Raw genomic sequence first — 21,749 nt, 5'->3', positions numbered from 1 at the left:
ATTTTTTCGGCGAACACGCGGAAGGCCCCCTCGCGCTGGGCGAGAGGGGGCCTTCCGTGGGAGATCTACGGGGAGATCAGAACGCCGACTCCGGGACCTCCATGAGGTCGTTGTCGGCGGCCTCGACGACCGCGCGGCGCGCGGTCAGCTCGGGCAGCACCTGCTTGGCGAAGAACGATGCCACCGCGATCTTGCCCTGGTAGAACGCCTGGTCCTTGGCCGAGGCGCCGTCCAGCTTGGTCAGCGCGATCTCGGCCTGGCGCAGCAGCTGCCAGCCCACCAGCAGGTCGCCTGCCGACATCAGGAACCGGACGGTGTGCTGGCCGACCTTGTACAGGTTCTTGACGTCCTCCTGCGACGAGGTCAGGTAGCCGATCATCGCGCCGAGCATGCCCTGCACGTCCTCCAGGGCGCGCTTGAGCAGCTCACGCTCGTTCTTCAGCCGGCCGTTGCCCGCCTCGGACTCGATGAACTTGGTGATCTCGTTGGCGATGTAGCCCAGCGCCTGCCCCTTGTCGCGGACGATCTTCCGGAAGAAGAAGTCCTGCGACTGGATGGCCGTGGTGCCCTCGTACAGCGAGTCGATCTTCGCGTCGCGGATGTACTGCTCGATCGGGTAGTCCTGCAGGAAGCCGGAGCCGCCCAGGGTCTGCAGCGACTGCACGAGCTGCTCGGTGGCGCGCTCGGAGCCGACGCCCTTGACGATCGGCAGCAGCAGGTCGTTGACCCGCTCGGCCAGCTTCAGCGACTCGGAATCGACACCGCCGGCCTCGCCAACCCATACCTGGTCCTGGAAGGACGCGGTGTAGAGGTACACGGCGCGCAGACCCTCGGCGTAGGCCTTCTGCAGCATCAGCGACCGGCGCACGTCCGGGTGGTGCGTGATGGTGACCCGCGGCGCGGTCTTGTCGGTCATCTGGGTCAGGTCGGCGCCCTGCACGCGCTCCTTGGCGTACTCCAGCGCGTTCAGGTAACCGGTGGACAGCGTGGCGATGGCCTTGGTGCCGACCATCATCCGGGCGTACTCGATGACCTGGAACATCTGCGCGATGCCGTCGTGCACCTCGCCGAGCAGCCAGCCCTTGGCCGGGATGCCGTGCTGGCCGAAGGTCAGCTCGCAGGTGGTCGAGACCTTCAGGCCCATCTTGTGCTCGACGTTGGTGACGAACGCGCCGTTCCGCTCGCCCAGCTCACCGGTGTTGGTGTCGAAGTGGAACTTCGGCACGAGGAACAGCGACAGGCCCTTGGTGCCCGGCTTGGCCTCGATGCCCGGGCCCTCGGGACGGGCCAGCACCAGGTGCATGATGTTCTCGGTCATGTCCTGGTCAGCGGAGGTGATGAACCGCTTCACGCCGTCCAGGTGCCAGCTGCCGTCCTCCTGCAGCACAGCCTTGGTGCGGCCGGCGCCGACGTCCGAGCCCGCGTCCGGCTCGGTGAGGACCATCGTGGCGCCCCACGCGCGGTCGATCATGATCCGCGCCCAGCGCTTCTGCTCCTCGGTGCCGTTGCGGTCGAGGATCATCGCGAAGTTCGGGCCCGCCATGTACATGAACAGGGCCGGGTTGGCGCCGAGGATCAGCTCGGCCGCCGCCCACTGCACGGTGGGGGGCAGGCCGAGGCCGCCGAGGTCGTTGGTGAGGCCCAGCCGCCACCACTCGCCGTCCCAGAGCTGCTGGTAGCTCTTCTTGAACGACTCGGGCAGGGTGGCCGAGAACGTCTTCGGGTCGTACACCGGCGGGTTGCGGTCGGCGTCGGCGAAGGACTCGGCCAGCGGGCCTACCGCGAGGTTGTTGAGCTCCTGCAGCGCGCCGCGCGCGGTCTCCTCGTCGGAGTCCGCGAGGACTCCCTTGCCGAGGCGCTCCTGGACGTTCAGGACCTCGAACAGGTTGAACTCGAGGTCTCGTACGTTGGACTTGTAGTGGCCCATGTCGTCGCTCCGTTGTCGATCGGGTTTCCGGCTGGGCGCATGCTGGTACCCCTACTGGCCGGTAACATCAGAATATTACCTGTGGGTAACCGCGGCAAGCGAAACCAGCCTGTTGTGACGCACGGATCGGCTAGCGGGAGCGGTATTCGACCACCCCGGGAGCCGTCGAACCGGGCGAAATCCGCTGTTCCGGGCCGTCGTCGGGCTGGGCCACCAGGATCCCGGCGCGGAAGGCGATCGTCACGGCGTGCGTGCGGTCACGGGCCGAGAGCTTGCGCAGGATGCTCTTCACGTGCGTGCGCACGGTCTCCACGGACAGGTAGAGGACCTTCGCGATGCCCGCGTTCTCCAGTCCCTCCGCGACGAGCTGCAGCACCTGGTACTCGCGGCGGGACAACGGCATCTGGGCACGGCGCACCGCGGCGGCGCTGGCGGACTGGCGCGCCGCGGACACGAGGGTGGCCAGGGACGGGTCGACGTAGCGGCGGTCGAGGTAGGCGCGGCGGATCCCCTCGACCAGCCGGCGCGACTCGGCCGAGCGAGGGATGGCGGCGTGCACGCCGGCCGCGATGGCGTCGTGCAGGAACGCCGGGGTGCGGTTGGCCTCCCGGACCAGCGCGACCACGATGAGCGCCGGGTCACCGGCGATCAACAGCTTGCTGAGGTGCCCGTGGGGGTCGAGGCCGGAGTCCACGAGGATGACGTCGGGATGGATCTGCTCGGCGAGCTGCAGTGCGCCGTGCGGGTTGATGGCCTGGCCCGCCCAGTGCATCCCCTGCGTGCGCTGCACGAGCCCGGACAGGCCCTCGCGGTAGATGGGCACCGGATCCACGGCGGCGACACCCACGCTGCGGCCAGCCGGCGGCCCCTGCGGCACCCTGCCGGGGTCGTTACTGCGCGTCATCACGAAAAGAACCTCGTCTCGGCAAGGCCGGCCGTGGGAGCAGCACCGCCCGGACGGCCCGCCCCCTCGACGTCCGCCCGGGCTTCCGCGGCGCCTTGACCCGATCCTCCCTGCTGGAACCGGCCACGACCGACACCCGTCAATTGTCTGACCCGTCAGGGCCGTCCACGTGACGCGGGTTCACCCGCTTGTGTCGCGCACTACTCTGAGTAAACCGAGTTCCGCAGGTCGGCGAATGCTTCCGCAAGTGTTGTCGGGGTCCAGTGTGCGTTGAGCCCGCTCGGATTGGGCAGTACCCACACGCGTGTTTCACCAAGCGGATCCGGCTGGCGCCCCACGGTCGCCTTCGGACGGTCGAACGCCGTCCGGAACGCGGTGATGCCGACGACCGCCAGCCAGCGCGGCCGGTACTCCGCGACTTTCGCGGCCAGCCGGACGCCGCCGGCGCGCAGTTCGTCGTCGGTCAGCTCGTCGGCGCGGGCGGTGGCGCGGTTGACGACGTTGGTGATGCCGAGGCCGAGGTCGAGCAGTTCGTCCTGCTCACTGGGGTCGAACCGGCGCGGGGTGAAGCCGGACGCGTGCAGCGCGGGCCAGAAGCGGTTACCGGGGCGGGCGAAGTGGTAACCGGTGGCGCCGGAGTAGAGGCCGGGATTGATCCCGCAGAACAGCACGTCCAGGCCGGGCCGGAGGACGTCCGGGATGGTCGTCCCCGCCGCTGCGGCGAGCTGTTCTCGGGTGGGTCGGGAGAAAGCCATGCGAAGCCGGATACTAGCCGTCGCTGTCGACTGCCACGACGCCGAAGCGCTCGCGCGGTTCTGGTCGCGCGCGCTCGGCTACCAGGAGGTCCGGCGCTGGCGGGACGACAAGGGCGTCGAGTACGTCGACATCGGCTCGGACGACCAGGAGATGGTGGTGTTCCAGCCGGTCGGCGAGGACAAGGTCGTCAAGAACCGCCTGCACCTGGACCTGGTGCCGGAGGGAGGCAGCCAGGCCGACGAGGTCGCACGGCTGGTCGAACTGGGTGCGCGGGTGCTGTCGGACGACGACGACCTGCCGTGGGTGGTGCTGGCAGACCCGGAGGGCAACGAATTCTGCGTGCTCCCGCCGCGCCAGGCGGGCTAGGCTGTCCGGGTGTTCTGCGTGTGCGTGGCCTTGGACTGGTGGGCGCCGTCCGTGTGACGGCCGTTGTGACACCCACTTCGAGCCGTCTTCGGACGGCCGTGCCCCCGAAGGCGGCTCCCTGCCCTGGAGCCTTCCGTGGAACCCCCGATCGCAGTCGGCGCTGACCTGCGCCCTGAAGTAGCCGTCCGGCTGGCGTCGCAAGGCGTCCGCCTGCTGTGGCGGGACGATTTCCCGGCCGCCCGCCGCCTGCTCGCCGCGATGGGCAAGCGCTTGCCCACGCGCTCGGCGGATTTCTATCGCTACCGCCAGTCCAGGCGGAACCGGGCCCGGGTGCTCGGCATGCTGGTGGTCGAGGTCGGCCCCGACCTGCGGATCGACCTGCCGCGCGCGCCGGACGTGCGCGACGCGGTCCGGGCGGCCGGTGGCGCGCCGGGACTGGTGCCGCTGACCGAGCTGCTGGGCATGCTGAGCGCGCACGAGTGGCGGGTGAAGGGCGTGCCCGTGGCGGCGCTGGGTGCGCGGATCCACCCGCACTTCGGCGTGTTCTCGCCGACCCGGCAGGACTACGTCTCGCTGGTTGCCCACGCGCCGCTGCCGGTGGTCCGGACCGCGTTCGACATCGGCACGGGCACCGGGGTGCTGGCGGCGGTCCTGGCGCGCCGCGGGGTGCCGGAGGTGGTGGCGACCGACATCTCCCCGGCGGCCGTGGCGTGCGCCAGGGAGAACGTCCGGCGGCTCGGCCTGGCCCAGGTGCGCGTGGTGGAGGCGGACCTGTTCCCGGCGGGCCGCGCGGACCTCGTGGTGTGCAACCCGCCCTGGCTGCCCGGCGCCGCGCACTCACCGCTGGACGCCGCCGTGTTCGACCCCGGATCGCGGATGCTGACAGGTTTCCTGCGCGGCGCGGCTGCCCACTTGGCCCCCGGTGGCGAGGCGTGGCTGGTCCTGTCCGACCTGGCGGAGCTGGTCCGGCCTGCGCACCCGCGCGGAGCTGCTCAGCGGGTTCGCCGCCGCGGGCCTCACGGTGGTGAACCGGCTGGACGCCCCGCGCCGGCGGTTCCCCGGCCGGGACCCGCTCGCGGAGGCCCGGTCGCGGGAGGTGGTGTCCCTCTGGCGCCTGCGGCCCTGACCAGCTGACACTGGCCGCATGGACCCGGCCCGCCCTGGGTCGTCCCCGAGGGGCCGCTGCTCAGTGCGACCGTCCGCATCCAGGGACGCGGTCCGGCCTTGGGAGCAGTCATTCACCACCCACCGGCGGAGCGAGTTCGATCCGCTGGTTCGTCGCGAAACGGACGGAGGTGGCGGATTCACCACGACGCGAGTACGGTATGTGATCTGCCGCACAAGCACGACGCCAAAGGAGGCGGCGTGGAATTCGCGATCGTCCTCGGGCTCGTAGTCCTGGTCTTCCTGGCGGCCGGCCTGGTCGTCACCTGGGAGGACCGGCGCGCGGCCAGGCGCAAGGCCCACCAGCGGGCCGCGGCCCTAGCGCGCCTCGGTGAGGTGGACCCGCTCGCGCCGCGCAGGCTCGCGGACCGGCTGGACCGCTGACCGCAGCACCAGGAACAGCGTGGCGGCGATCCAGCCGAGCGCGGCGCCCGTGGTGTTGGTGATCAGGTCGTCGACGTCGAAGATCCGGTACTGGAACGGCGCGGTCCCGAAGTTCGCGGTCAGCTGCGTGATCTCCACGGCCAGCGAGATCGCGAAGCCGAGTAGCACGCTCCCGGTGAACCCCCGCTTCCACAGCAGCCGCGCGAACAACCCCAGCGGCACGAACAGCAGCACGTTCAGGGTCATCTGCTCGAAGGCCGTCGTGGACAGCGCGTTGATCCCGTCCTCCACGGCCTCGCGCCGCGCGTCCGCGATCCACTGGAACGGCACCAGCTGGATGGTCTGGGCCAGCCGCCGCCCGCCTGCGGTCGGCAGCGGCAGGAACGTGACGGCGAGCGCGAACGACGCGTAGGCGATCAGCGTGGCGGTCGTCACGACGCGCCCCGGCACGACCCGCCCGAACCGGACGTGCTGCAGCACCAGCTGCGGGACCAGCACGGTCCCCCAGATGGCGAGGAACCCGATCAGTCCGAAGTGGAGTGCGTTGACCTGCGCTGTCGTCATGCCTCGACGTTATGGCGACCACGGGGCCCGCCGGATCGGCCGAGAAGCCCGGCGACGATCACCGGCATCGGCCGAATGGCCGACATTTAACCGGCCTTCCACCTTTCGGATCTGGTGATCGTTGCGCAGCGGAGGTTAGATCGCGCCGGTATGCCCCTGACCGGAGGAAAGATGTCCCCTTCACCTCGCGTGCTGCGACGTTGCGTAGCGGTCACCGCCGCGACGCTGGCCGCCGTCACGGTTTCGGCCGCGCCCGCCTCCGCGGCCCAGCCGGCCGGCACCACCGACGTCCGGCTGATCACCTTCAACGACTTCCACGGCAACCTCGAGCCGCCGTCCGGCTCCTCGGGTCGCGTCACCCTCCCCGACGGCTCGACGGTCAACGCGGGCGGCGCGGCCTACCTGGCCACACACGTCAAGCAGCTGGAGAGCGAGGTCAAGAACTCGATCCTGCTGTCCGCGGGCGACAACGTCGGCGCCTCGCCGGTGGCCTCCGCGCTTTTCCACGACGAGCCGACCATCGAGTTCCTCAACGAGATGGGCGTGCAGGCCTCCGTCGTCGGCAACCACGAGTTCGACGAGGGCTACCAGGAGCTGCAGCGCATGCAGTTCGGCGGCTGCCACCCGACCGACGGCTGCCAGTTCCGCGACACCTACCGCGGCGCGGACTTCCCGTTCCTCGGCTCCAACGTGTACTTCGACAACGGCGCGCCCGCGCTGCTGCCGTTCACCGTCGAGTTCTCCGGGGGCCAGCCGATCGGCGTCATCGGCGCCACGCTGAAGGACCTGCCGACGGTCGTTTCGGCCGAGGCGATCAAGGGCCTGGAGTTCGGCGACGAGGTCGAGGCGATCAACCGGACCTCCGGCTGGCTCGACCGGCTCGGCATCAAGGCCCAGGTCGTGCTGCTGCACCAGGGCGACAACACGCAGGGCGGTGGCCCGGACTCCTGCACCGTGAGCCCCGGCCCGGCCAGCCAGATCGCGAAGGGCGTCTCGGCGAGCGTCGACGCGATCTTCACCGGCCACAGCCACCAGCAGTACAACTGCTCGATCGCGGACCCGGCGGGCAACCCGCGCCCGGTGATCCAGGGCCTGTCGTTCGGCCGCCTGCTGTCGGTCGTCGATCTCAAGATCGACAAGCGGACCCGGGACGTGGTGCGCGGCGCGACCGTGGCGCACAACGAGATCGTCACCCGCGACGTCGAGCCTGACCCGGCCGTGGGCAAGCTGGTCGACGAGGCCCTGACCAAGGCGGCGCCGATCGCCAACGAGCAGATCGGCACTATCACCGGCGACCTGAAGGCGGCCGGCGCCGCCTCCGGCGAGTCGGCCCTCGGTGACGTGATCGCCGACGCGCAGCTCGCGGCCACCACGGCCAACGGCGCGCAGATCGCCATCACCAACCCGGGCGGCATCCGCGCCGACCTCAACTACGCGTCCTCGCCCGCAGGCGAGGGCGACGGCGTGGTGACCTACGGCGAGGCGTTCACCGTGCAGCCGTTCGGGAACATCATGCAGACCATCACGCTGACCGGCGCGAACCTGAAGAACGTGCTCGAGCAGCAGTGGACCGCCACCACCACGCGGATCCTGCAGGTCTCGTCGTCACTGCACTACACCTACTCGGCGTCCGCGCCGGTCGGGTCGAAGGTGCGGGACATCACGGTGAACGGCACGCCGGTCGACCCGGCGGCGACCTACCGGGTGTCGGTGAACAACTTTCTCGCCGGCGGTGGGGACGGCTTCACCGAGTTCACCAAGGGCAGCGACCTCGCCGGCGGCCCGGTGGACCTGGACGCGCTGATCGCGTACTTCGGTGCGCACTCGCCGGTCGCGCCGCCCCCGGCCGACCGGATCACCGTCGTCGCGTAGTCCCGTGCCCGGTGTGCGGCCCGGCTTGACCGGGCCGCACACCGGTTTTCGCCCGGTCGACGTCCGGGCTGCGGTACAGGACCTCCGGGATCTGGGCCAGTTCCGAGCGGCGCAGTTTGCCGCCCAGCCCGTAGAACTCCTGGAAGCTCATGATCAGCGGCCGCCGCCGTCCGCCGCGACCGGGTGGATCGCCTCCACGACAGTCTCCATGGCCACCGGGCACTCCGCGACGCGCGGCGGCGCCACCGTCGACGACGGCACCGCGGTCAGCCCGGCCACCCCGAACTTGTCCGCCTCGTAGCGGTATCCCCGGCGCAGCTTGGATTCCGGGACCGCGGCGGTGCCAGTGGTGCGGGCGAGCCGGTCGACAGCGTCGACCTCGCGGACGGACGGAAGGTTCAGCACGCATTCCCTGGTACGCCGCAGGTTCCGCGCTGTCTGCGAGCGGGCGCCGATGCCGATGATCGCGCGCCAGCCCAGCCAGAACGCCGACGAGATCGGGGCGAGATCGCGGGTGTCGCCGATCGTGCTGACGAGCACCACCGGCGTGCCGAAGTACAGGATGTTCGGCTCGATCTCCACGTGTGCCACGGTTTCAGCTTCACGATCCGCCGATGGCGCCGCTGGCGGGAAACGGACGCGTCGTTCGGGCCGCGGCCGCCACGGAGAGCGATCCCCGGTCGTCCCATTGAGCGATATTCGTGTTGGCCCGTATCGATTGCTCAAGACGCGCGTCTAACCAGACGACATGACTTGAATGACGGAGGTGGAAACGGTGACCTCGGAGCGGGCGCGGCCGGACGAGACCGACCTGCTGAGCCTGCACGAGGCTATCGCGGAACTGCACGCCTCACAGGGCGACTTCCGCACGGCCTACGAGCACCTGAGGACCGCGCTGGGCATCGCGCGCACCGCCCGTCCGCAGATCCCGGAGCAGTTGCGCCGCGAGTTCGACCGCCTCCGCCGCGAGCGCGCCCAGGCCCGTGAGGAGAGCCTCCGGGACGCGTTGACCGCCGTCTACAACCGCCGTTACCTGGACAACAGGCTCGCCGATCTGCGCGGGGACGCGCGGACCCCGTTGGCGGTGGCGCTGATCGACATCGATCTGTTCAAAAGCGTCAATGACACGTTTGGTCACTTGATCGGTGACCAGGTGTTGCGGCGGGTGGCCGAGTTGTTGCGCGCAGGTGTACCCGCGCCGGGTTTTTGCGCGCGTTACGGCGGCGAGGAGTTCATGCTAGTGCTGCCGGAGGTTCAGCCGGGGACGGCGCTGCGGATAGCCGAGCGCGCCCGGCGCCGGGTGGCGCAACACGCCTGGTCAGAGATTTGTCCCGGGCTTGGCGTGACGATCAGCGTCGGCGTTTCGCACGAGCCGGTGAGCGGCCCGGAGCAGCTGCGGATGGCCGACGACCTCCTTTACGCCGCGAAGCACGCCGGGCGCAACCGGGTCGCGTACCGCGAACGCGGCGGAGTCCGCGTGCTTGAGCACTGTCAGTAATTGGCACCGATCGTTTCCCCGTTTTGCCGGTGTGCGGCATCACCCCGTTTGTCGCACTCGGCCCGCTTTGGCGCACGCTATGTAAAAAAATCAGCAGGAGGGTGTCGTCAGGACCCGCGAGTATCTCTACGATAACGATGCTCGCCGTCCCGGCGATGATCACTGAGACGGTCCCCTCCCGGCGGGCCGGCGCGACCGAGGGAGAGGAGACCGGGTGCCAGACGACCACGCCGCAGGCCCCGGTCACAGAGCCGACGACGGCGCCTCCAACGGCCGGCGACGCAGGCGTTCCCTGGACACGCACGGCGGCATCAACGTTTCGGATCTGGTAGCCCAGCACACCGGATACCGCCCACGGTTCGACGGCGCCCGGTCGAACGCGCACACGGCCCCCGCGGATCAGGCGCCGGCGGTGGCGCGCCGAAGCGCACCCCCGGCCCGCCCCGAGCCGCGCGCGCCGGAGCCCCCACCGCAACGCCGCGCCCCGGCGACCGGGCGCTCGGCCGGCGCGCCCCTGCCGCCCACGCAGCAGCCCCGCCGGGCAGTCCCCCCACGCCGGGGCGCGGGCGCGCCGGCCGGCGAGGCGGCGCCGGAGACCCCGAACCACCCGAGCGGCTGCACGCCGAAGCCGCCACCCGGTGCCGCGGATGCGCTGGAGCCCTCGGGCAGGGCTGCAGCGCCGGGCCGCCACGCGGGTGGTTTCGCTGAGGGGCCGGAGCCGTCGAACGGTGCCGCGCACCCGAGCGGCTTCACGAAAACCCCGCCCCGCGCTGATGCGCGGCACGCGAGTGGTTTCGCGGAAGCGCCGGAGCCGTCGGGCCGGGCCGCTGCGCCGGGCCGCCACGCGAACGGTTTCGCCGAGGCGCAGCCCTCGAACCGCGCGGCCGCGCCGAGCCGTCCCGCGGAACCGGCCCACCGGAACGGCGCCGCAGGCGCCCCGCAGCCACCGGGCCGCGCCGAGGCCTGGCACCCGAGCAGCTTCCTGGAAGCACCCCAGCCCCCCGCGGAAGCGCCACGCCACTCGAGCGGCTTCGCGGAAGCCCCGAAGCCAAACGGCGCGGTGGCTCCTGTCCGCCGCGCGCCCGACCGCGCCGAGGTGCAGCACCCGAGCGGTTTCACCGCGGCGCAGCCCTCCGGTCGCGCCGCTGCCCCGCGCCACCCAAGCGGTTTTGCCGATGCGCAGCCCTCCGCCCCCGCCGACGCCCCGCGCCGACCGAGCGCGCCGAAGCCTTCCGGCGGTGCGGCTGCCCCGGTGCATCCGAGCGGTTTCGCTGAGGTGCCGCAGCCTTCCGGTCGTGCGGAGACCCCGCGCCGGCCGAACTCCGGCCGCGCCGACGCCCCGGTCCACCCGAGCGGTTTCGTCGAGACCGCGAACGGCGCGGCGGCCCCTGCTCGCCGTGGGCCCCAGCCCGAGCGCGCCGACGCCCGGCACCCCAGTGGCTTCGCCGAAGCGCCGCAGCCCTCCGGTCGCGCGGACGCCCCGCCCCGCCCGAGCGGGCCGCAGCCTTCCCGCCGCGCCGACGCCCCGGCCCGCCCCAGTGGCTTCGTGGAGGCCGCGAACGGCGCCGCAGCCCCCGCCCGCCGCGCGCCCCAGCCCGAGCGCGCCGACGCCCGGCACCCCAGTGGCTTCGCCGAAGCGCCGCAGTCCAGCAACGCCGAGGCGCCCCGCCCCAGCCCCACGCCTCCAACCGCCAACCGCCAACCGCCGGCGGACGACGCGGAACCCGACGCCACCCAGCTCCGCGAGCCGTTCGAGCGGCCCGGCGGTCCGCGTCGCCCTGGGCGGGGGCGCTCGGTGAGCCCCGCGGACCGGCTGACGATGACCGACGAGCTGGAGCCCGTCGGCGACCACACCAAGGTCCGTCGCAAGATCGACAACACCCTCGCCCGCTTCGCGGCCGCCCACGAGGAGCTCGCCGCCGAGGAGGCCAAGCGCCAGGAGCGCCGCGAGCGCTTCATCGCGCGCCCGGTCGCGCTCATCGAGCAGACCCGCACCCGGCTGCAGCGCGTCGTCGCGCCGGTGAAATCCGAGGGGAACGACGAGAAGGCGGGCCCGCAGACCCGGCTGCAGGAAAAGAAACAACGCCGCAGCGACCGCTCGATCCGCATCACCCGCATCGCGTGCGCGGTGCTCGCCGGGCTGATCTTCCTCGCCACAGGCGCGCTGTGGGGCACCAAGACCTGGTTCAACAGCAAGTTCACCGAGATCGCCGCACTGGACGAGAACTCGTCGGACATCCAGAACGCGGCCGGCCAGACCGGTGACGAGAACTTCCTCATCGTCGGCTCCGACACCCGCGCCGGCGCCACCGCCGAGGAGAACGTCGGTGACGCTGACACCATCGGCGGCGCCCGCTCGGACACCATCATGCTGGCGCACGTCCCGGCCGACCGGAAGCGCGCGGTGATCGTGTCCTTCCCCCGTGACCTGGAGATCTCCCGGCCCGCCTGCGAGCGCTACGACGCCGCCGCGGGCACCTACACCAGCGAGATCGTCTCCGCGGCCACCAAGGTCAAGCTGAACACCGCGTACGCGGTCGGCGGGCCCAAGTGCCTCACCAAATGGGTTCAGCAACAAACCGGGCTGCGCGTTAACCACTTCGTCGGCATCGACTTCGGCGGGTTCAAGGAGATGGTCGACGCGGTGCACGGCGTGACCGTGCACGTCGACAGCCCGATCCGGGACACCACCCTGGGGATGGTGATCGCCGAGACCGGCGACGTGACGATCTCCGGCGACCAGGCGCTCAGCTTCGTCCGCGCCCGCCACGTGGTCGGCGACCCGACCTCGGACTACGGCCGCATCAAGCGGCAGCAGCAGTTCCTCACCGCGCTGCTGCAGAAGGCGATGTCGCAGGGCGTCATCACCGACCCGACGCAGCTCACGAACTTCGTGACCGCGTTCGCCCGGGCCACCTTCGGCGACAACATCGGCGTCGACCAGATGCTGACGCTGGCCCAGTCGATGAAGGGCCTGGACACCAGCAAGCTGAAGTTCCTCACCGTCCCGACCGTCGGCGAGCCGAACACCCGCGGCAACGAGGTGCTCCTGGAGACCAGGTCCAAGGAGCTGTTCCAGGCCCTGATCGACAACACCCCCCTGCCCGGCACGCCCGAGTACGAGGCGGCGAAGGCGGCCGCGAGCGCGACCCAGACCCCGCCGTCGAGCTCGTCGAAGTCGTCCGGTTCGACCTCTTCGGACTCGTGACAACTCGTTAGCGCCGGTTCATTCCCGGTTCACTTCGCGATGCGGCGATTGCCCCGAACGGGTCGTAGAGTGTGGCCCATGCGCGAGGCTTACCACGTCGAACTCGAAGACCTGGCCGCGAACCTGGCGGACATGTCGCTCCAGGCCGCGGCGGCCATGAAGAAGGCGACCCAGGCACTGCTCGAAGCGGACCTGTCCCTGGCCGAGCAGGTGATCGGCGACGACCAGAAGATCGACGACGCTCGTGCCGAGAACGAGGAGAAGGCGTACGCCCTGCTGGCGCTGCAAGCCCCGGTCGCGACCGACCTGCGGACCGTGCTGGCCGTGATCCACGCCGCGGAGAGCCTGGAGCGGATGGGCGACCTCGCCCTGCACGTTGCCAAGGCTGCGCGCCGCCGCCACCCGCAGGCTACGCTGCCCGAGCCGGTCCGGAAGTACTTCGCCGAGATGGGCGAGCTGGACGTCCGGCTGGCGGAGAAGGTCGCCGACGTCATCAAGAGCCGGGACGTCGAGGCTGCCCGCGCCCTCGAGGAAGAGGACGACCGCGTCGACGAGATCCACCGCCACCTGTTCACGGTGATCATGGACAAGGACTGGGAGCACGGGGTCGCGGCCGCCGTCGACATCACGCTGCTCGGCCGGTTCTACGAGCGGTTCGCCGACCATGCGGTGTCCGTCGGCAAGCGGATGGTGTTCGTGGCGACCGGCAAGATGCCCGGCTACGCCCACGACGAGGACCTCTGACGAACTAGGACGGACCGCCCTGCAGCCGCCGGTGCAGGGCGGTCATCCGCGCGTCCAGGTCGGCCGCGGTTTCCGCGGCGGCGCGCAGCTCGTCGGCGAAGTCGGCAGGCGCGGTGCCGGCGTACTTGTAGAACAGCTTGTGCTCGACGGCGGCCCAGAAGTCCATGCCGACCGTGCGCATCTGGATCTCCACCTTGACCCGCTCGACCCGGTCGGACAGGAACACCGGGATCCGCACGATCAGGTGCAGGCTGCGGTACCCGTTCGGCTTCGGCTCGGCGATGTAGTCCTTGGTCCGCACGACCTCGACGTCGTCCTGGCGGCCCAGCATGTCGGCGACCAGGTAGACGTCCGGCACGAACGGGCACACCACGCGGATCCCGGCGACGTCCTCGATGTGCTCGCGGATCGCCTCGATGCTCGGCTCCAGGCCCTTGCGGGCGAGCTTGTCGAGGATCGCTTCGGGCGCCTTGACGCGGCTCGCCAGGTGCTCGATCGGGTCGTGCTGGTTGGCGAAGTCGAACTCCTCGGACAGGATCCGCAGTTTGGTCATCAGCTCGTCGATGCCGAACTTGTAGACCATGAGTTCACGCTGGAGCGCTCGAAGCAGCGCAGCTGAGTGGCCGACTTCGTCGAGCACGGTCATGCGACCAGCCTACCGAGGTCGATCAGGGCGCATCCCGCACCGAGCGGGTCGCCCCGATCGAGGCCGCGACGACGCAGCAGATGGCCAGCCACTGCAGTGGGTGCAGGGCCTCCCCGAGCACCAGGAGCCCGGACAGCGCCGCGACGGCCGGTTCGAGGCTCATCAGGATGCCGAACACGCGCGGCGGGATCTTGCGCAGCGCCTCCAGCTCGAGCGAGTACGGGACGACCGACGACAGCAGCGCCACCGCGAGCCCGATCAGCAGCACCCACGGCGACAGCAGGCTCGTGCCGCTCTCGACCACTCCCGCCGGCATCGCCGCGACCGCCGCGACGGCCATGCCCAGCGCGAGGCCCTTGCCCTCCTCTGTGCGCTTGCCGAGGGACGCGCTGAGCAGGATGTACAGCCCCCAGCAGGCGCCTGCGACGAGCGCGAACACGATGCCGAGCATCGACAGGTCGCCCCGCGTCTCGGCGAGCAACACGACGCCGCCTGCCGCCAGCAGCGCCCACAGCACGTCGAGCCAGCGCCGGGACCCAGCCAGCGCGACCGCGAGGGGCCCGAGGAACTCGATGGTGACCGCGATGCCCTGCGGGATGCGCGCCAGCGCCTGGTAGAAGGTCAGGTTCATGGTGCCGAGCACCAGGCCGTAGGCGAGGACCACCGGCAGCGCCCGGCGGCCCATGCGAAGCACCGGGCGCCATACGAGCAGCAGCACCACCGCGGCGAAGAACAACCGCAGCGCGACCGTCCCGGCCGGCCCGGCGACCGCGAAGAGCTGCTTGGCGAGCGACGCGCCCACCTGCACGCTGACGATCCCGATCAGCACCTGCAGCGGCGGCGGGATGGCGCCGAGCGCCCGCCCGGCCGCCGCGAGCGCCCGCGGTTTCGGCAACCGCCCGCCGACACCTTCCACGTGAACCTGAACCACGTCCCCGACGCTAGCGGCACCCACCGACAGTTCCCACCGGATTTGCCTCACTGCCTGCCTCCACCGACGTGGAGATCACCAGTCGGTGAGTGAGGGGACCACCGGCTCCGGGAACGGGACAGGTCGTGGTCGAGGTGGCGGGCCTGACCTTGCGCGGAGACCCGGATCCGCCGCGGCACCGACAGCTGGCACGACCAGTCGCGTACGTGCTTGGCAGCCCGGTCGCCGGGCGGTTGGACGCGGTCGGCGAGCAGGTCGACCAGGACTGGCTGGGCCGCCGCACCGTGGCTGGCACGGGCGAGGCCGGCGGCTTCGCCGAGTGGGCTGTGGCCGCGGTGGCCGACCTGTTCCCGGTGCCCGACGCCCAGGTACTGCCGGACGCCACGGCACTCCACAGCGACGGCAGACGGTGCTGGGCCTGGTCGAGAACGCCAGGACCGCCGCAGGCGAGTGGGTGCTGGGTCGAAGCGGCGGGCCGGTGGGGCGGGCAGCCTGCTGGTGCAACTCGCCCGAGCCGCGGGCGCCAGGGTCATCGGCGCGGCCGGTGGATCGCGGAAGCTCGACCTGGCCAGGAGCTGGGCGCCGAGGTCGTGGCCGGCTACATCCAACCGGGCTGGAACGAGGAGGTGCTCCACGCGACCGGCGGTTCCGATGCGGATGTTCGACCGGCTCGGCGGAGCGATCGAGCCCGCGTTCGAAGTGACGAACCGTGGCGGCCGGTCACCGGCAGACGTTCCCGCGGCCGAGAACCGCACCGCCGTGGGCAGGCCCCTGCTGCCCCGGAAAAAAAGAACGACCCCCTCAGCACCAACCGAGGGGGTCGTCGACGAACGATGATCAGCCGAACCGGCCCGAGATGTAGTCCTCGGTCGCCTTCTCGTTCGGGTTGGAGAAGATCTTCTCCGTGTCGTTGATCTCGACCAGCCGTCCCGGCTGGCCGACACCGGCGAGGTTGAAGAACGCCGTCTGGTCCGACACCCGCGCCGCCTGCTGCATGTTGTGCGTGACGATCACGATGGTGTAGTCCTTCTTCAGCTCGGCGATCAGGTCCTCGATCGCGAGCGTGGAGATCGGGTCCAGCGCCGAGCACGGCTCGTCCATCAGCAGGACGTCCGGGCGCACGGCGATGGCCCGCGCGATGCAGAGCCGCTGCTGCTGACCACCGGAGAGGCTGCCGCCCGGCTTGTTGAGCCGGTCCTTGACCTCGTTCCACAGGTTCGCGCCGCGCAGCGCCCGCTCGGCGATCTCGTCGAGCTTCTTCTTGTTCTTCGTGCCCGCCAGCTTCAGCCCGGCCACCACGTTGTCCCGGATGGACATCGTCGGGAACGGGTTGGGCCGCTGGAACACCATGCCGATCGTGCGGCGCACCTGTACCGGGTCGACCGAGGACGCATAGATGTCCTCGCCGTCGAGCAGGACCTGACCCTCGGCCCGCGCGCCCGGGATGACCTCGTGCATCCGGTTCAGCGTGCGCAGCACGGTCGACTTGCCGCAGCCCGACGGGCCGATGAAGGCCGTGACGTTCCGCGGCGGCACGGACAGCGTGACGCTGTCGACGGCGTGGAACTTGCCGTAGTAGATGTCGAGGTCCTTGACGTCGATTCGCTTGGCCATTGCGGAACGCTCACTTCTTCTTCGGGGCGACCAGGCGGGAGACCACCGTGGCGATCAGGTTGATGAGGGCGATGATGATGACGAGGGTCAGCGCGGCGCCCCAGATCCGGTCGAATCCGACGCTACCCGGTTCCATGGAGTTCGTGGCCCGCTCGGTGTTCATCAGCAGCGGCAACGACGCCTGGTTGTCACCGAACAGGTCCCAGTTGACGTACGCCGAGTAACCGACCAGCACCAGCAGCGGCGCGGTCTCGCCCATGACGCGGGCCAGGGCCATCATGACACCGCTGATGATGCCGGACATGGCCGTCGGCAGGACGATCTTCATGATCGTCTTCCACTTCGGCACCCCCAGCGCGTAGGACGCCTCGCGCAGGTCGTCCGGCACGATCCGCAGCATCTCCTCCGCGGAGCGCACGACGACCGGGATCATCAGCAGCACCAGGGCCAGCGACACGGCGAACCCGCTGCGCGGCAGGCCGAACGTGGTGATCCACAGCGCGTAGATGAACAGCGCGGCCACGATCGAGGGGACACCGGAGAGGATGTCCACCATGAACGTGGTGACCTTGGCCAGCCGGGTGTCCCGCCCGTACTCCACCAGGTAGATGGCGACCAGCAGGCCGAGCGGCACCGAGATGACCGCGCACATCAGGCCCTGTTCGAGCGTGCCGATGATGGCGTGCAGGACACCACCGCCGACCTCGTCGGACAGCACCGACCCGAAGTCCTGGCTCCACCAGTTGGTGTACGGGATGCGCTTGATGCCGTTCGCGATCACCGTGTAGAGCACCCACACCAGCGGGGCGACGGCGATCAGGAACGACAGCCACACCAGCACCGTGGCGAGCGCGTTCTTGGCCTTGCGGCCCGCGCTGACCTGCTGGAACGCCGGCGGCGACGCCAGCCGTTCGGTCTCGGACAGTGTCGAGGTCATCAGTCCGCCTTCCGCTCGCCGATGATCGTCCGGGCCGCGAAGTTCACCGCGAAGGTCAGGACGAACAGCACCAGACCGGCCGCGATGTAGGCGCCGGCCGACGTGGGGTTGTTGAACTCCGCGTAGTTCGCGGCGATCTGCGACGCGAACGTCGCGCCACCGTCGAACACGCTCCAGTCGAAGAAGTGCCCGCGGGGGATGTACAGGATGACCGCCAGCGCGATCGTCTCGCCGAGGGCGCGTCCCAGGCCGAGCATCGACGCGCCGACGTAACCGGCCTTCCCGAACGGCAGCACCGTCGTCCGGATGACCTCCCAGCGGGTGGCGCCGAGCGCGAGCGCGCCCTCGATGTGGGCGGTTGGCGTGCGCTCGAACACCTCGCGGGACAGCGAGGTGATGATCGGCAGCAGCATCACCGCGAGCACCACGCCCGCCGTGAAGATCGTGCCCGAGTAGTTCGGGAACACGTTGCCGGTGCCGAAGATCGGGATGAAGCCGAGGGTCTCGTTCAGCCACTGCGACACCGGCGCCATCTTCGGCGCCAGCACGAGGATGCCCCACAGACCGAAGATGATCGAGGGCACCGCGGCCAGCAGGTCGACCACGTAGGCGAACGGCCGCGCCAGCCGGCGCGGGGCGTACTGGGTCAGGAACAACGCGATGCCCAGCGAGATCGGCATCGCGATGATCAGGGCCACCAGCGAGGTGTAGATCGTGACCAGCAGCAGGTCCAGGATGCCGAACCGCAGGTGGGTGGGGTCGCCGGTCTCCCAGATGCGGGAGGTGAGGAAGTTGACCTCGTTCGCGCCCAGTGCCGGAATCGCCTGCACCAGCAGGAAGATCCCGATCAGCGCGATGAGTGCGACGACGAAGATGCCCGCGCCGGTGCTCAGGTTCTTGAAGATGCGGTCACCCGGCCGCACCTTCGCGGTCTTGTTCGGTGAGGCCAGTGAGGGGGTTCGCTCAGTGGCCGGTGGTTGCGCCGTAATCGGGGGCCTCCGGGAGTGGTCTAGACGCAAGCGGACGCCCACCGGTGTCCCCGGTGGGCGTCCGCCTCGCGAGTGACTCGCTCATCAGTTACTCAGTGCAACCCGTTCTGGGGTGGCGGTCGATCGTCAGGAGATCGCGTTGATCGAGGTCAGCACCTTGTCCTGCAGGGACTGCGGGAGCGGCACGAAACCCTTCTCGGCGATCGGCTGCTGAGCGGTGGTGGCAGCCACGGTCAGGAACGCCTTCATCGCCTTGGCGGTGTCGGCGTCGTAGCCCTTCGAGCAGACGATCTCGTAGGTGGTCAGCAGCAGCGGGTACGCGCCCGGGGTGTTGCTGGCGTAGATGGCCTTGAGGTCCATGGCCAGGTCGTTGCTGCCCGGGGTGCGGAAGGTCGCGGCGTCGAGCGCCTTGGCCACGTTCTCCGGGGTCAGCTCGACGGCGCCGGAGCCGCTGTCCAGCTTGGCGGCGCTCAGGCCGTCCTTGACGTAGGACGACTCGATGTAGCCGATGGCGCCGTCGGCGGCCCGGATGCCCGAGGCGACACCGTTGGAGCCCTGCGCGCCGTTGCCGACGCCGCCCTTGAAGGCCTTGCCGGTGCCCTGCGTCCAGGCGCCCTTCGAGGCGGCCTCGAGGTAGGTCTGGAAGTTGTCGGTGGTGCCCGACTCGTCGGACCGCGAGAAAACCTGGATCGGCTTGTCCGGCAGGTTGACGCCCGCGTTGAGGGCGGCGATCGCCGGGTCGTTCCACTTGGTGATCTGGCCGTTGAAGATCTTGGCCGTGACCTCGCCGTTCAGCGTGAGCGAGGAGACGCCGTCCAGCTTGTAGGCGATGGCCACCGGGCCGACGACCAGCGGCAGGTTCCACGCCTCGCCTCCGGCGCAGCGCTCGTTGGCCTTGGTCTGCTCGTCACCGGCCTTCAGCGGCGAGTCCGAGCCGCCGAAGTCGACCTGCTTGGCGGTGAACTGCTTGACGCCCGAGCCGGAGCCGGTCGCGTTGTAGTTCACGATCTGGCCGGAGCAGGCCTTGGTGTACTGCTGGGCGAAGATGTCCACCGCGGTCTTCTGGGCCGTCGAACCCTCACCGGTGAGCGGCGACTTGCCGCCGCACTCGACGTTCGCGGTCGCGGTCGGCGCGGTCGCCGCACCCGAGGTCTGGGTGTTGCCCGTCGACGCCGGGTCGGTGCCACAGGCCGCGAGCACGAGGGCAGCGCTCGCCGCGATGCCGAGAGCACCCATCGGCCGCATGATCTTCACTTCATGTCCTCCAGCTAGTGATAGCCATTCGTCGCAACCGGACATTAGGCAGCACGGGTGGACGCGCGCCTCTATACAGATGAACGCAAAGTGAACAAGGCCGCCAATGTGAGCGGGACAACGTCACCCGAACGGGCGTCGTGTCCGGCCCGTGACCTGCGGGTACATGTTCCGTGATGGAAGGTTGGCGGAGGGTTAACGTAACGGAACGCTGATCACCGTTCGTACTGGACGTCGACCTCGTGACGGGTGAAACCGAGTCGCGAATAAACGGCTATCGCGGGCGCGTTGTCGCCTTCCACGTACAAGATCACCTGGGGCAGGCCGCGGTCGCGGAGGTACCGCAGGCCGGCCAGCGTCAGGGCCTTGCCCAGCCCGCCGCCCTGCGCGCCGGGGTCGACGCCGACGACGTACACCTCGCCGGTCTCCCGGCCGCCGAACCGGCGCGGGTTGGCCGGGTGCACCTTCGTCCAGTGGAAGCCGAGCAGCTTGCCCGTGCTGTCCTCGGCGAGGAAGAACCCATCCGCGTCGAACCAGTCCGCCGCCTCCTCGGCGCGCAGGTCGTCGACGGTGAGCCTGCCCTGCTCGGGGTGCCAGTCGAAGGCGCGGGCGTTCACCTCGATGACGGCCTGCTCGTCTTGGCCGGGCACGAAGGTGCGCAGCGAGACGCCCTCGGGCAGCCGGGGCTCCGGCCAGTCTGGGTCGACCGGGGTGTGCATGACCAGCAGCTCGCGGGCACGCGAAAAGCCCGCTCGTTCGGCGAGGGCCGCGGCGCCGGGGTGGTCGCCGTGAGCCCAGACGCGCAGCTGCGCGCCGCCGGCGCGGTCGACGAGCGCGGACAGCACCTCGGTGCCCACGCCCCGGCGCCGGTGGTCCGGGCGCACGATCAGCTCGGCGACCTGGCGGCCGAACGCGTCCCCGGAGGTGTCCAGGTGGGCGTACCCGGCGAGCACGCCGTCGGAGCGGGCCAGCAGGTGCGGACCGGACGCGAACTCGCCCGGCAACGGCTCGCCGGGGGAGATGTCCGGTCGCCCGTCCACCTTGCGGGCGGCGAGCAGCAGCTCACGCACCTCGCGCGTAGTCGTTTCGTCCAGTTCGTCGACCCACACCACTGTCAGCACGGATTCACGCTATCCCTGATCAGGGGGTGGAGAACTCCGTGGACAGCTCGCTCGGGTCGAAGTTGAGCGAAGTCACGCCGGGCTTGGCGCCGGCCTTGGCCGGACGCTCGAACTTGTAGCCGACGTTGCGCACGGTGCCGATCATCTGCTCGTGCTCGGGGCCGAGCTTGGCGCGCAGGCGCCGGACGTGCACGTCGACGGTGCGGGTGCCACCGAAGAAGTCGTAGCCCCAGACCTCCTGCAGCAGCTGGGCGCGGGTGAACACCCGGCCCGCGTGCTGCGCGAGGTACTTGAGCAGCTCGAACTCCTTGTAGGTGAGCTCGAGGGTGCGGCGGCGCAACCGTGCGGTGTACGTCGCCTCGTCGATCACCAGGTCACCGACCCGCAGCTCGGTGTCCACCTGGGTGGCGCCGCCGTCGCGGGTGGTCGCCAGCCGCAGCCGGGCGTCGACCTCGGCCGGGCCCGCGGTGGGGAGCAGGATGTCGTCGGTGCGCCACTCGGCGCTGACCGCGACCAGGCCGCCCTCGCCGATGACCGCGATGATCGGCGTGCTGCCCTCGTCCTCGCCGGTGCCCTTCAGCAGCCGGCAGAGGCTCTTGGCCGACGCGAGATCGGTGCGCGCGTCCAGCAGGATGACGTCCCGGTGGCCCGCGTCGAGGAGCGCGGTGACCTCCGGCGCCCGGACGCGTACCGTGTGCGGCAGAAGGTCGAGAGCTGGGAGGACTGCGGTGGCTTCCGCCTCGGACGTGAGTACGAGCAGGTCCAGGCTCATCGCCACACCGCCTTCTTGCTAGTCCGTAGCCTTTGAGCGCCCCTGGTCTTAGCGGACAAGACTAGCGGGTGAACTGGTGGAAACCACCTGCTCTGCAG

Annotated in this window: 21 protein-coding genes; 7 read left to right on the top strand and 14 right to left on the bottom strand. The window is 70.3% G+C overall.

Going from position 1 to position 21,749, the window contains the following annotated elements:
- Positions 1-76: 76 nt before the first annotated feature.
- The 3 genes from AMETH_RS34720 to mug all read right to left on the bottom strand — a co-directional run bounded on the left by AMETH_RS34720 (position 77) and on the right by mug (position 3,586).
- Positions 77-1,927 (bottom strand): acyl-CoA dehydrogenase, encoded by a 1,851-nt coding sequence (locus AMETH_RS34720; protein WP_017985807.1) that lies wholly within the window; start codon positions 1,925-1,927, stop codon positions 77-79.
- A 130-nt stretch (positions 1,928-2,057) separates the two neighbouring features.
- Positions 2,058-2,831, bottom strand: coding sequence for a response regulator transcription factor (locus AMETH_RS34715; RefSeq protein ID WP_017985806.1), 774 nt, complete (start codon positions 2,829-2,831; stop codon positions 2,058-2,060).
- Between the two features lie 200 nt (positions 2,832-3,031).
- The gene (gene mug / locus AMETH_RS34710; RefSeq protein WP_038532601.1) at positions 3,032-3,586 is read right to left on the bottom strand and encodes a G/U mismatch-specific DNA glycosylase; all 555 of its coding nucleotides are present in this window, start codon (positions 3,584-3,586) and stop codon (positions 3,032-3,034) included.
- On the opposite strand from mug, the gene AMETH_RS34705 reads away from it, so the two are divergent.
- From AMETH_RS34705 to AMETH_RS34695, 3 genes are all read left to right on the top strand, one after another.
- Positions 3,585-3,953 carry a VOC family protein gene (locus tag AMETH_RS34705; protein ID WP_017985804.1) on the top strand — a complete coding sequence of 123 codons (369 nt, stop codon included), beginning with the start codon at positions 3,585-3,587 and terminating at the stop codon, positions 3,951-3,953. The genes mug and AMETH_RS34705 overlap by 2 nt on opposite strands.
- Positions 3,954-4,088: 135 nt before the next feature.
- The gene (locus AMETH_RS34700; protein WP_223843011.1) at positions 4,089-5,087 is read left to right on the top strand and encodes a class I SAM-dependent methyltransferase; all 999 of its coding nucleotides are present in this window, start codon (positions 4,089-4,091) and stop codon (positions 5,085-5,087) included.
- 231 nt (positions 5,088-5,318) lie between these two features.
- Entirely contained in the window at positions 5,319-5,501 is a 183-nt protein-coding gene (locus tag AMETH_RS34695) for a hypothetical protein (RefSeq protein WP_017985803.1), read from the top strand.
- On the opposite strand, the gene AMETH_RS34690 is transcribed toward AMETH_RS34695, so the two are convergent.
- Entirely contained in the window at positions 5,436-6,065 is a 630-nt protein-coding gene (locus AMETH_RS34690; protein ID WP_017985802.1) for a VanZ family protein, read from the bottom strand. The genes AMETH_RS34695 and AMETH_RS34690 overlap by 66 nt on opposite strands.
- A 171-nt stretch (positions 6,066-6,236) precedes the next feature.
- On the opposite strand from AMETH_RS34690, the gene AMETH_RS34685 reads away from it, so the two are divergent.
- The gene (locus tag AMETH_RS34685) at positions 6,237-7,937 is read left to right on the top strand and encodes a bifunctional metallophosphatase/5'-nucleotidase (protein WP_051079474.1); all 1,701 of its coding nucleotides are present in this window, start codon (positions 6,237-6,239) and stop codon (positions 7,935-7,937) included.
- Here AMETH_RS34685 and AMETH_RS41165 read toward each other — a convergent pair.
- The gene (locus AMETH_RS41165) at positions 7,921-8,088 is read right to left on the bottom strand and encodes a hypothetical protein (protein ID WP_017985800.1); all 168 of its coding nucleotides are present in this window, start codon (positions 8,086-8,088) and stop codon (positions 7,921-7,923) included. The genes AMETH_RS34685 and AMETH_RS41165 overlap by 17 nt on opposite strands.
- 2 nt (positions 8,089-8,090) lie before the next feature.
- Positions 8,091-8,528: a flavin reductase family protein gene (locus tag AMETH_RS34680; RefSeq protein ID WP_223843010.1), complete on the bottom strand. Its 438-nt coding sequence runs from the start codon at positions 8,526-8,528 to the stop codon at positions 8,091-8,093.
- Positions 8,529-8,694: 166 nt separating this feature from the next.
- Here AMETH_RS34680 and AMETH_RS34675 point away from each other — a divergent pair, with 166 nt between their 5' ends.
- The 3 genes from AMETH_RS34675 to phoU all read left to right on the top strand — a co-directional run bounded on the left by AMETH_RS34675 (position 8,695) and on the right by phoU (position 13,387).
- Positions 8,695-9,435: a GGDEF domain-containing protein gene (locus tag AMETH_RS34675; protein ID WP_017985798.1), complete on the top strand. Its 741-nt coding sequence runs from the start codon at positions 8,695-8,697 to the stop codon at positions 9,433-9,435.
- 1,819 nt (positions 9,436-11,254) lie between these two features.
- Entirely contained in the window at positions 11,255-12,643 is a 1,389-nt protein-coding gene (locus tag AMETH_RS34670; RefSeq protein WP_038533728.1) for an LCP family protein, read from the top strand.
- 78 nt (positions 12,644-12,721) lie between these two features.
- Positions 12,722-13,387, top strand: a complete 666-nt coding sequence (gene phoU / locus AMETH_RS34665) for a phosphate signaling complex protein PhoU (protein ID WP_017985796.1) — start codon at positions 12,722-12,724, stop codon at positions 13,385-13,387.
- Between the two features lie 4 nt (positions 13,388-13,391).
- Here phoU and AMETH_RS34660 read toward each other — a convergent pair whose 3' ends face one another.
- The 8 genes from AMETH_RS34660 to AMETH_RS34625 form a co-directional block, all read right to left on the bottom strand.
- Positions 13,392-14,033, bottom strand: a complete 642-nt coding sequence (locus tag AMETH_RS34660) for a GTP pyrophosphokinase (protein ID WP_017985795.1) — start codon at positions 14,031-14,033, stop codon at positions 13,392-13,394.
- 22 nt (positions 14,034-14,055) lie between these two features.
- Positions 14,056-14,949, bottom strand: a complete 894-nt coding sequence (locus AMETH_RS34655) for an EamA family transporter (protein ID WP_017985794.1) — start codon at positions 14,947-14,949, stop codon at positions 14,056-14,058.
- Between the two features lie 852 nt (positions 14,950-15,801).
- The gene (pstB, locus tag AMETH_RS34650) at positions 15,802-16,578 is read right to left on the bottom strand and encodes a phosphate ABC transporter ATP-binding protein PstB (RefSeq protein WP_017985793.1); all 777 of its coding nucleotides are present in this window, start codon (positions 16,576-16,578) and stop codon (positions 15,802-15,804) included.
- 10 nt (positions 16,579-16,588) lie between these two features.
- Positions 16,589-17,515 (bottom strand): phosphate ABC transporter permease PstA, encoded by a 927-nt coding sequence (gene pstA / locus AMETH_RS34645; RefSeq protein ID WP_017985792.1) that lies wholly within the window; start codon positions 17,513-17,515, stop codon positions 16,589-16,591.
- Complete coding sequence (gene pstC / locus AMETH_RS34640) at positions 17,515-18,438, bottom strand: phosphate ABC transporter permease subunit PstC (RefSeq protein WP_017985791.1); 924 nt, start codon at positions 18,436-18,438, stop codon at positions 17,515-17,517. The genes pstA and pstC overlap by 1 nt, the downstream gene beginning before the upstream one ends.
- Before the next feature lie 192 nt (positions 18,439-18,630).
- On the bottom strand, positions 18,631-19,758 hold the full coding sequence (gene pstS / locus AMETH_RS34635) for a phosphate ABC transporter substrate-binding protein PstS (protein ID WP_017985790.1): 1,128 nt from the start codon (positions 19,756-19,758) through the stop codon (positions 18,631-18,633).
- A 215-nt stretch (positions 19,759-19,973) separates the two neighbouring features.
- Positions 19,974-20,879, bottom strand: a complete 906-nt coding sequence (gene mshD, locus AMETH_RS34630; protein ID WP_017985789.1) for a mycothiol synthase — start codon at positions 20,877-20,879, stop codon at positions 19,974-19,976.
- A gap of 19 nt (positions 20,880-20,898) precedes the next feature.
- Entirely contained in the window at positions 20,899-21,651 is a 753-nt protein-coding gene (locus tag AMETH_RS34625; RefSeq protein ID WP_017985788.1) for a winged helix-turn-helix transcriptional regulator, read from the bottom strand.
- Positions 21,652-21,749: the final 98 nt, after the last annotated feature.

Source organism: Amycolatopsis methanolica 239, assembly GCF_000739085.1.
GTDB lineage: Bacteria > Actinomycetota > Actinomycetes > Mycobacteriales > Pseudonocardiaceae > Amycolatopsis_E > Amycolatopsis_E methanolica.
Note: the sequence above shows the minus strand (reverse complement) of the source record. Positions and strands in the feature narration are given on the sequence as shown.

Excerpts from the sequence above, each read along its gene's own strand:
- AMETH_RS34705 (WP_017985804.1), top strand. The coding sequence starts at position 3,585 with ATGCGAAGCCGGATACTAGCCGTCGCTGTCGACTGCCACGACGCCGAA.
- pstA (WP_017985792.1), bottom strand. The coding sequence starts at position 17,515 with ATGACCTCGACACTGTCCGAGACCGAACGGCTGGCGTCGCCGCCGGCG.
- AMETH_RS34715 (WP_017985806.1), bottom strand. The coding sequence starts at position 2,831 with ATGACGCGCAGTAACGACCCCGGCAGGGTGCCGCAGGGGCCGCCGGCT.
- AMETH_RS34720 (WP_017985807.1), bottom strand. The coding sequence starts at position 1,927 with ATGGGCCACTACAAGTCCAACGTACGAGACCTCGAGTTCAACCTGTTC.
- AMETH_RS34690 (WP_017985802.1), bottom strand. The coding sequence starts at position 6,065 with ATGACGACAGCGCAGGTCAACGCACTCCACTTCGGACTGATCGGGTTC.
- AMETH_RS34675 (WP_017985798.1), top strand. The coding sequence starts at position 8,695 with ATGACGGAGGTGGAAACGGTGACCTCGGAGCGGGCGCGGCCGGACGAG.
- AMETH_RS41165 (WP_017985800.1), bottom strand. The coding sequence starts at position 8,088 with ATGAGCTTCCAGGAGTTCTACGGGCTGGGCGGCAAACTGCGCCGCTCG.
- AMETH_RS34625 (WP_017985788.1), bottom strand. The coding sequence starts at position 21,651 with ATGAGCCTGGACCTGCTCGTACTCACGTCCGAGGCGGAAGCCACCGCA.
- AMETH_RS34670 (WP_038533728.1), top strand. The coding sequence starts at position 11,255 with ATGACCGACGAGCTGGAGCCCGTCGGCGACCACACCAAGGTCCGTCGC.
- phoU (WP_017985796.1), top strand. The coding sequence starts at position 12,722 with ATGCGCGAGGCTTACCACGTCGAACTCGAAGACCTGGCCGCGAACCTG.
- AMETH_RS34660 (WP_017985795.1), bottom strand. The coding sequence starts at position 14,033 with ATGACCGTGCTCGACGAAGTCGGCCACTCAGCTGCGCTGCTTCGAGCG.
- mug (WP_038532601.1), bottom strand. The coding sequence starts at position 3,586 with ATGGCTTTCTCCCGACCCACCCGAGAACAGCTCGCCGCAGCGGCGGGG.
- pstB (WP_017985793.1), bottom strand. The coding sequence starts at position 16,578 with ATGGCCAAGCGAATCGACGTCAAGGACCTCGACATCTACTACGGCAAG.
- AMETH_RS34685 (WP_051079474.1), top strand. The coding sequence starts at position 6,237 with ATGTCCCCTTCACCTCGCGTGCTGCGACGTTGCGTAGCGGTCACCGCC.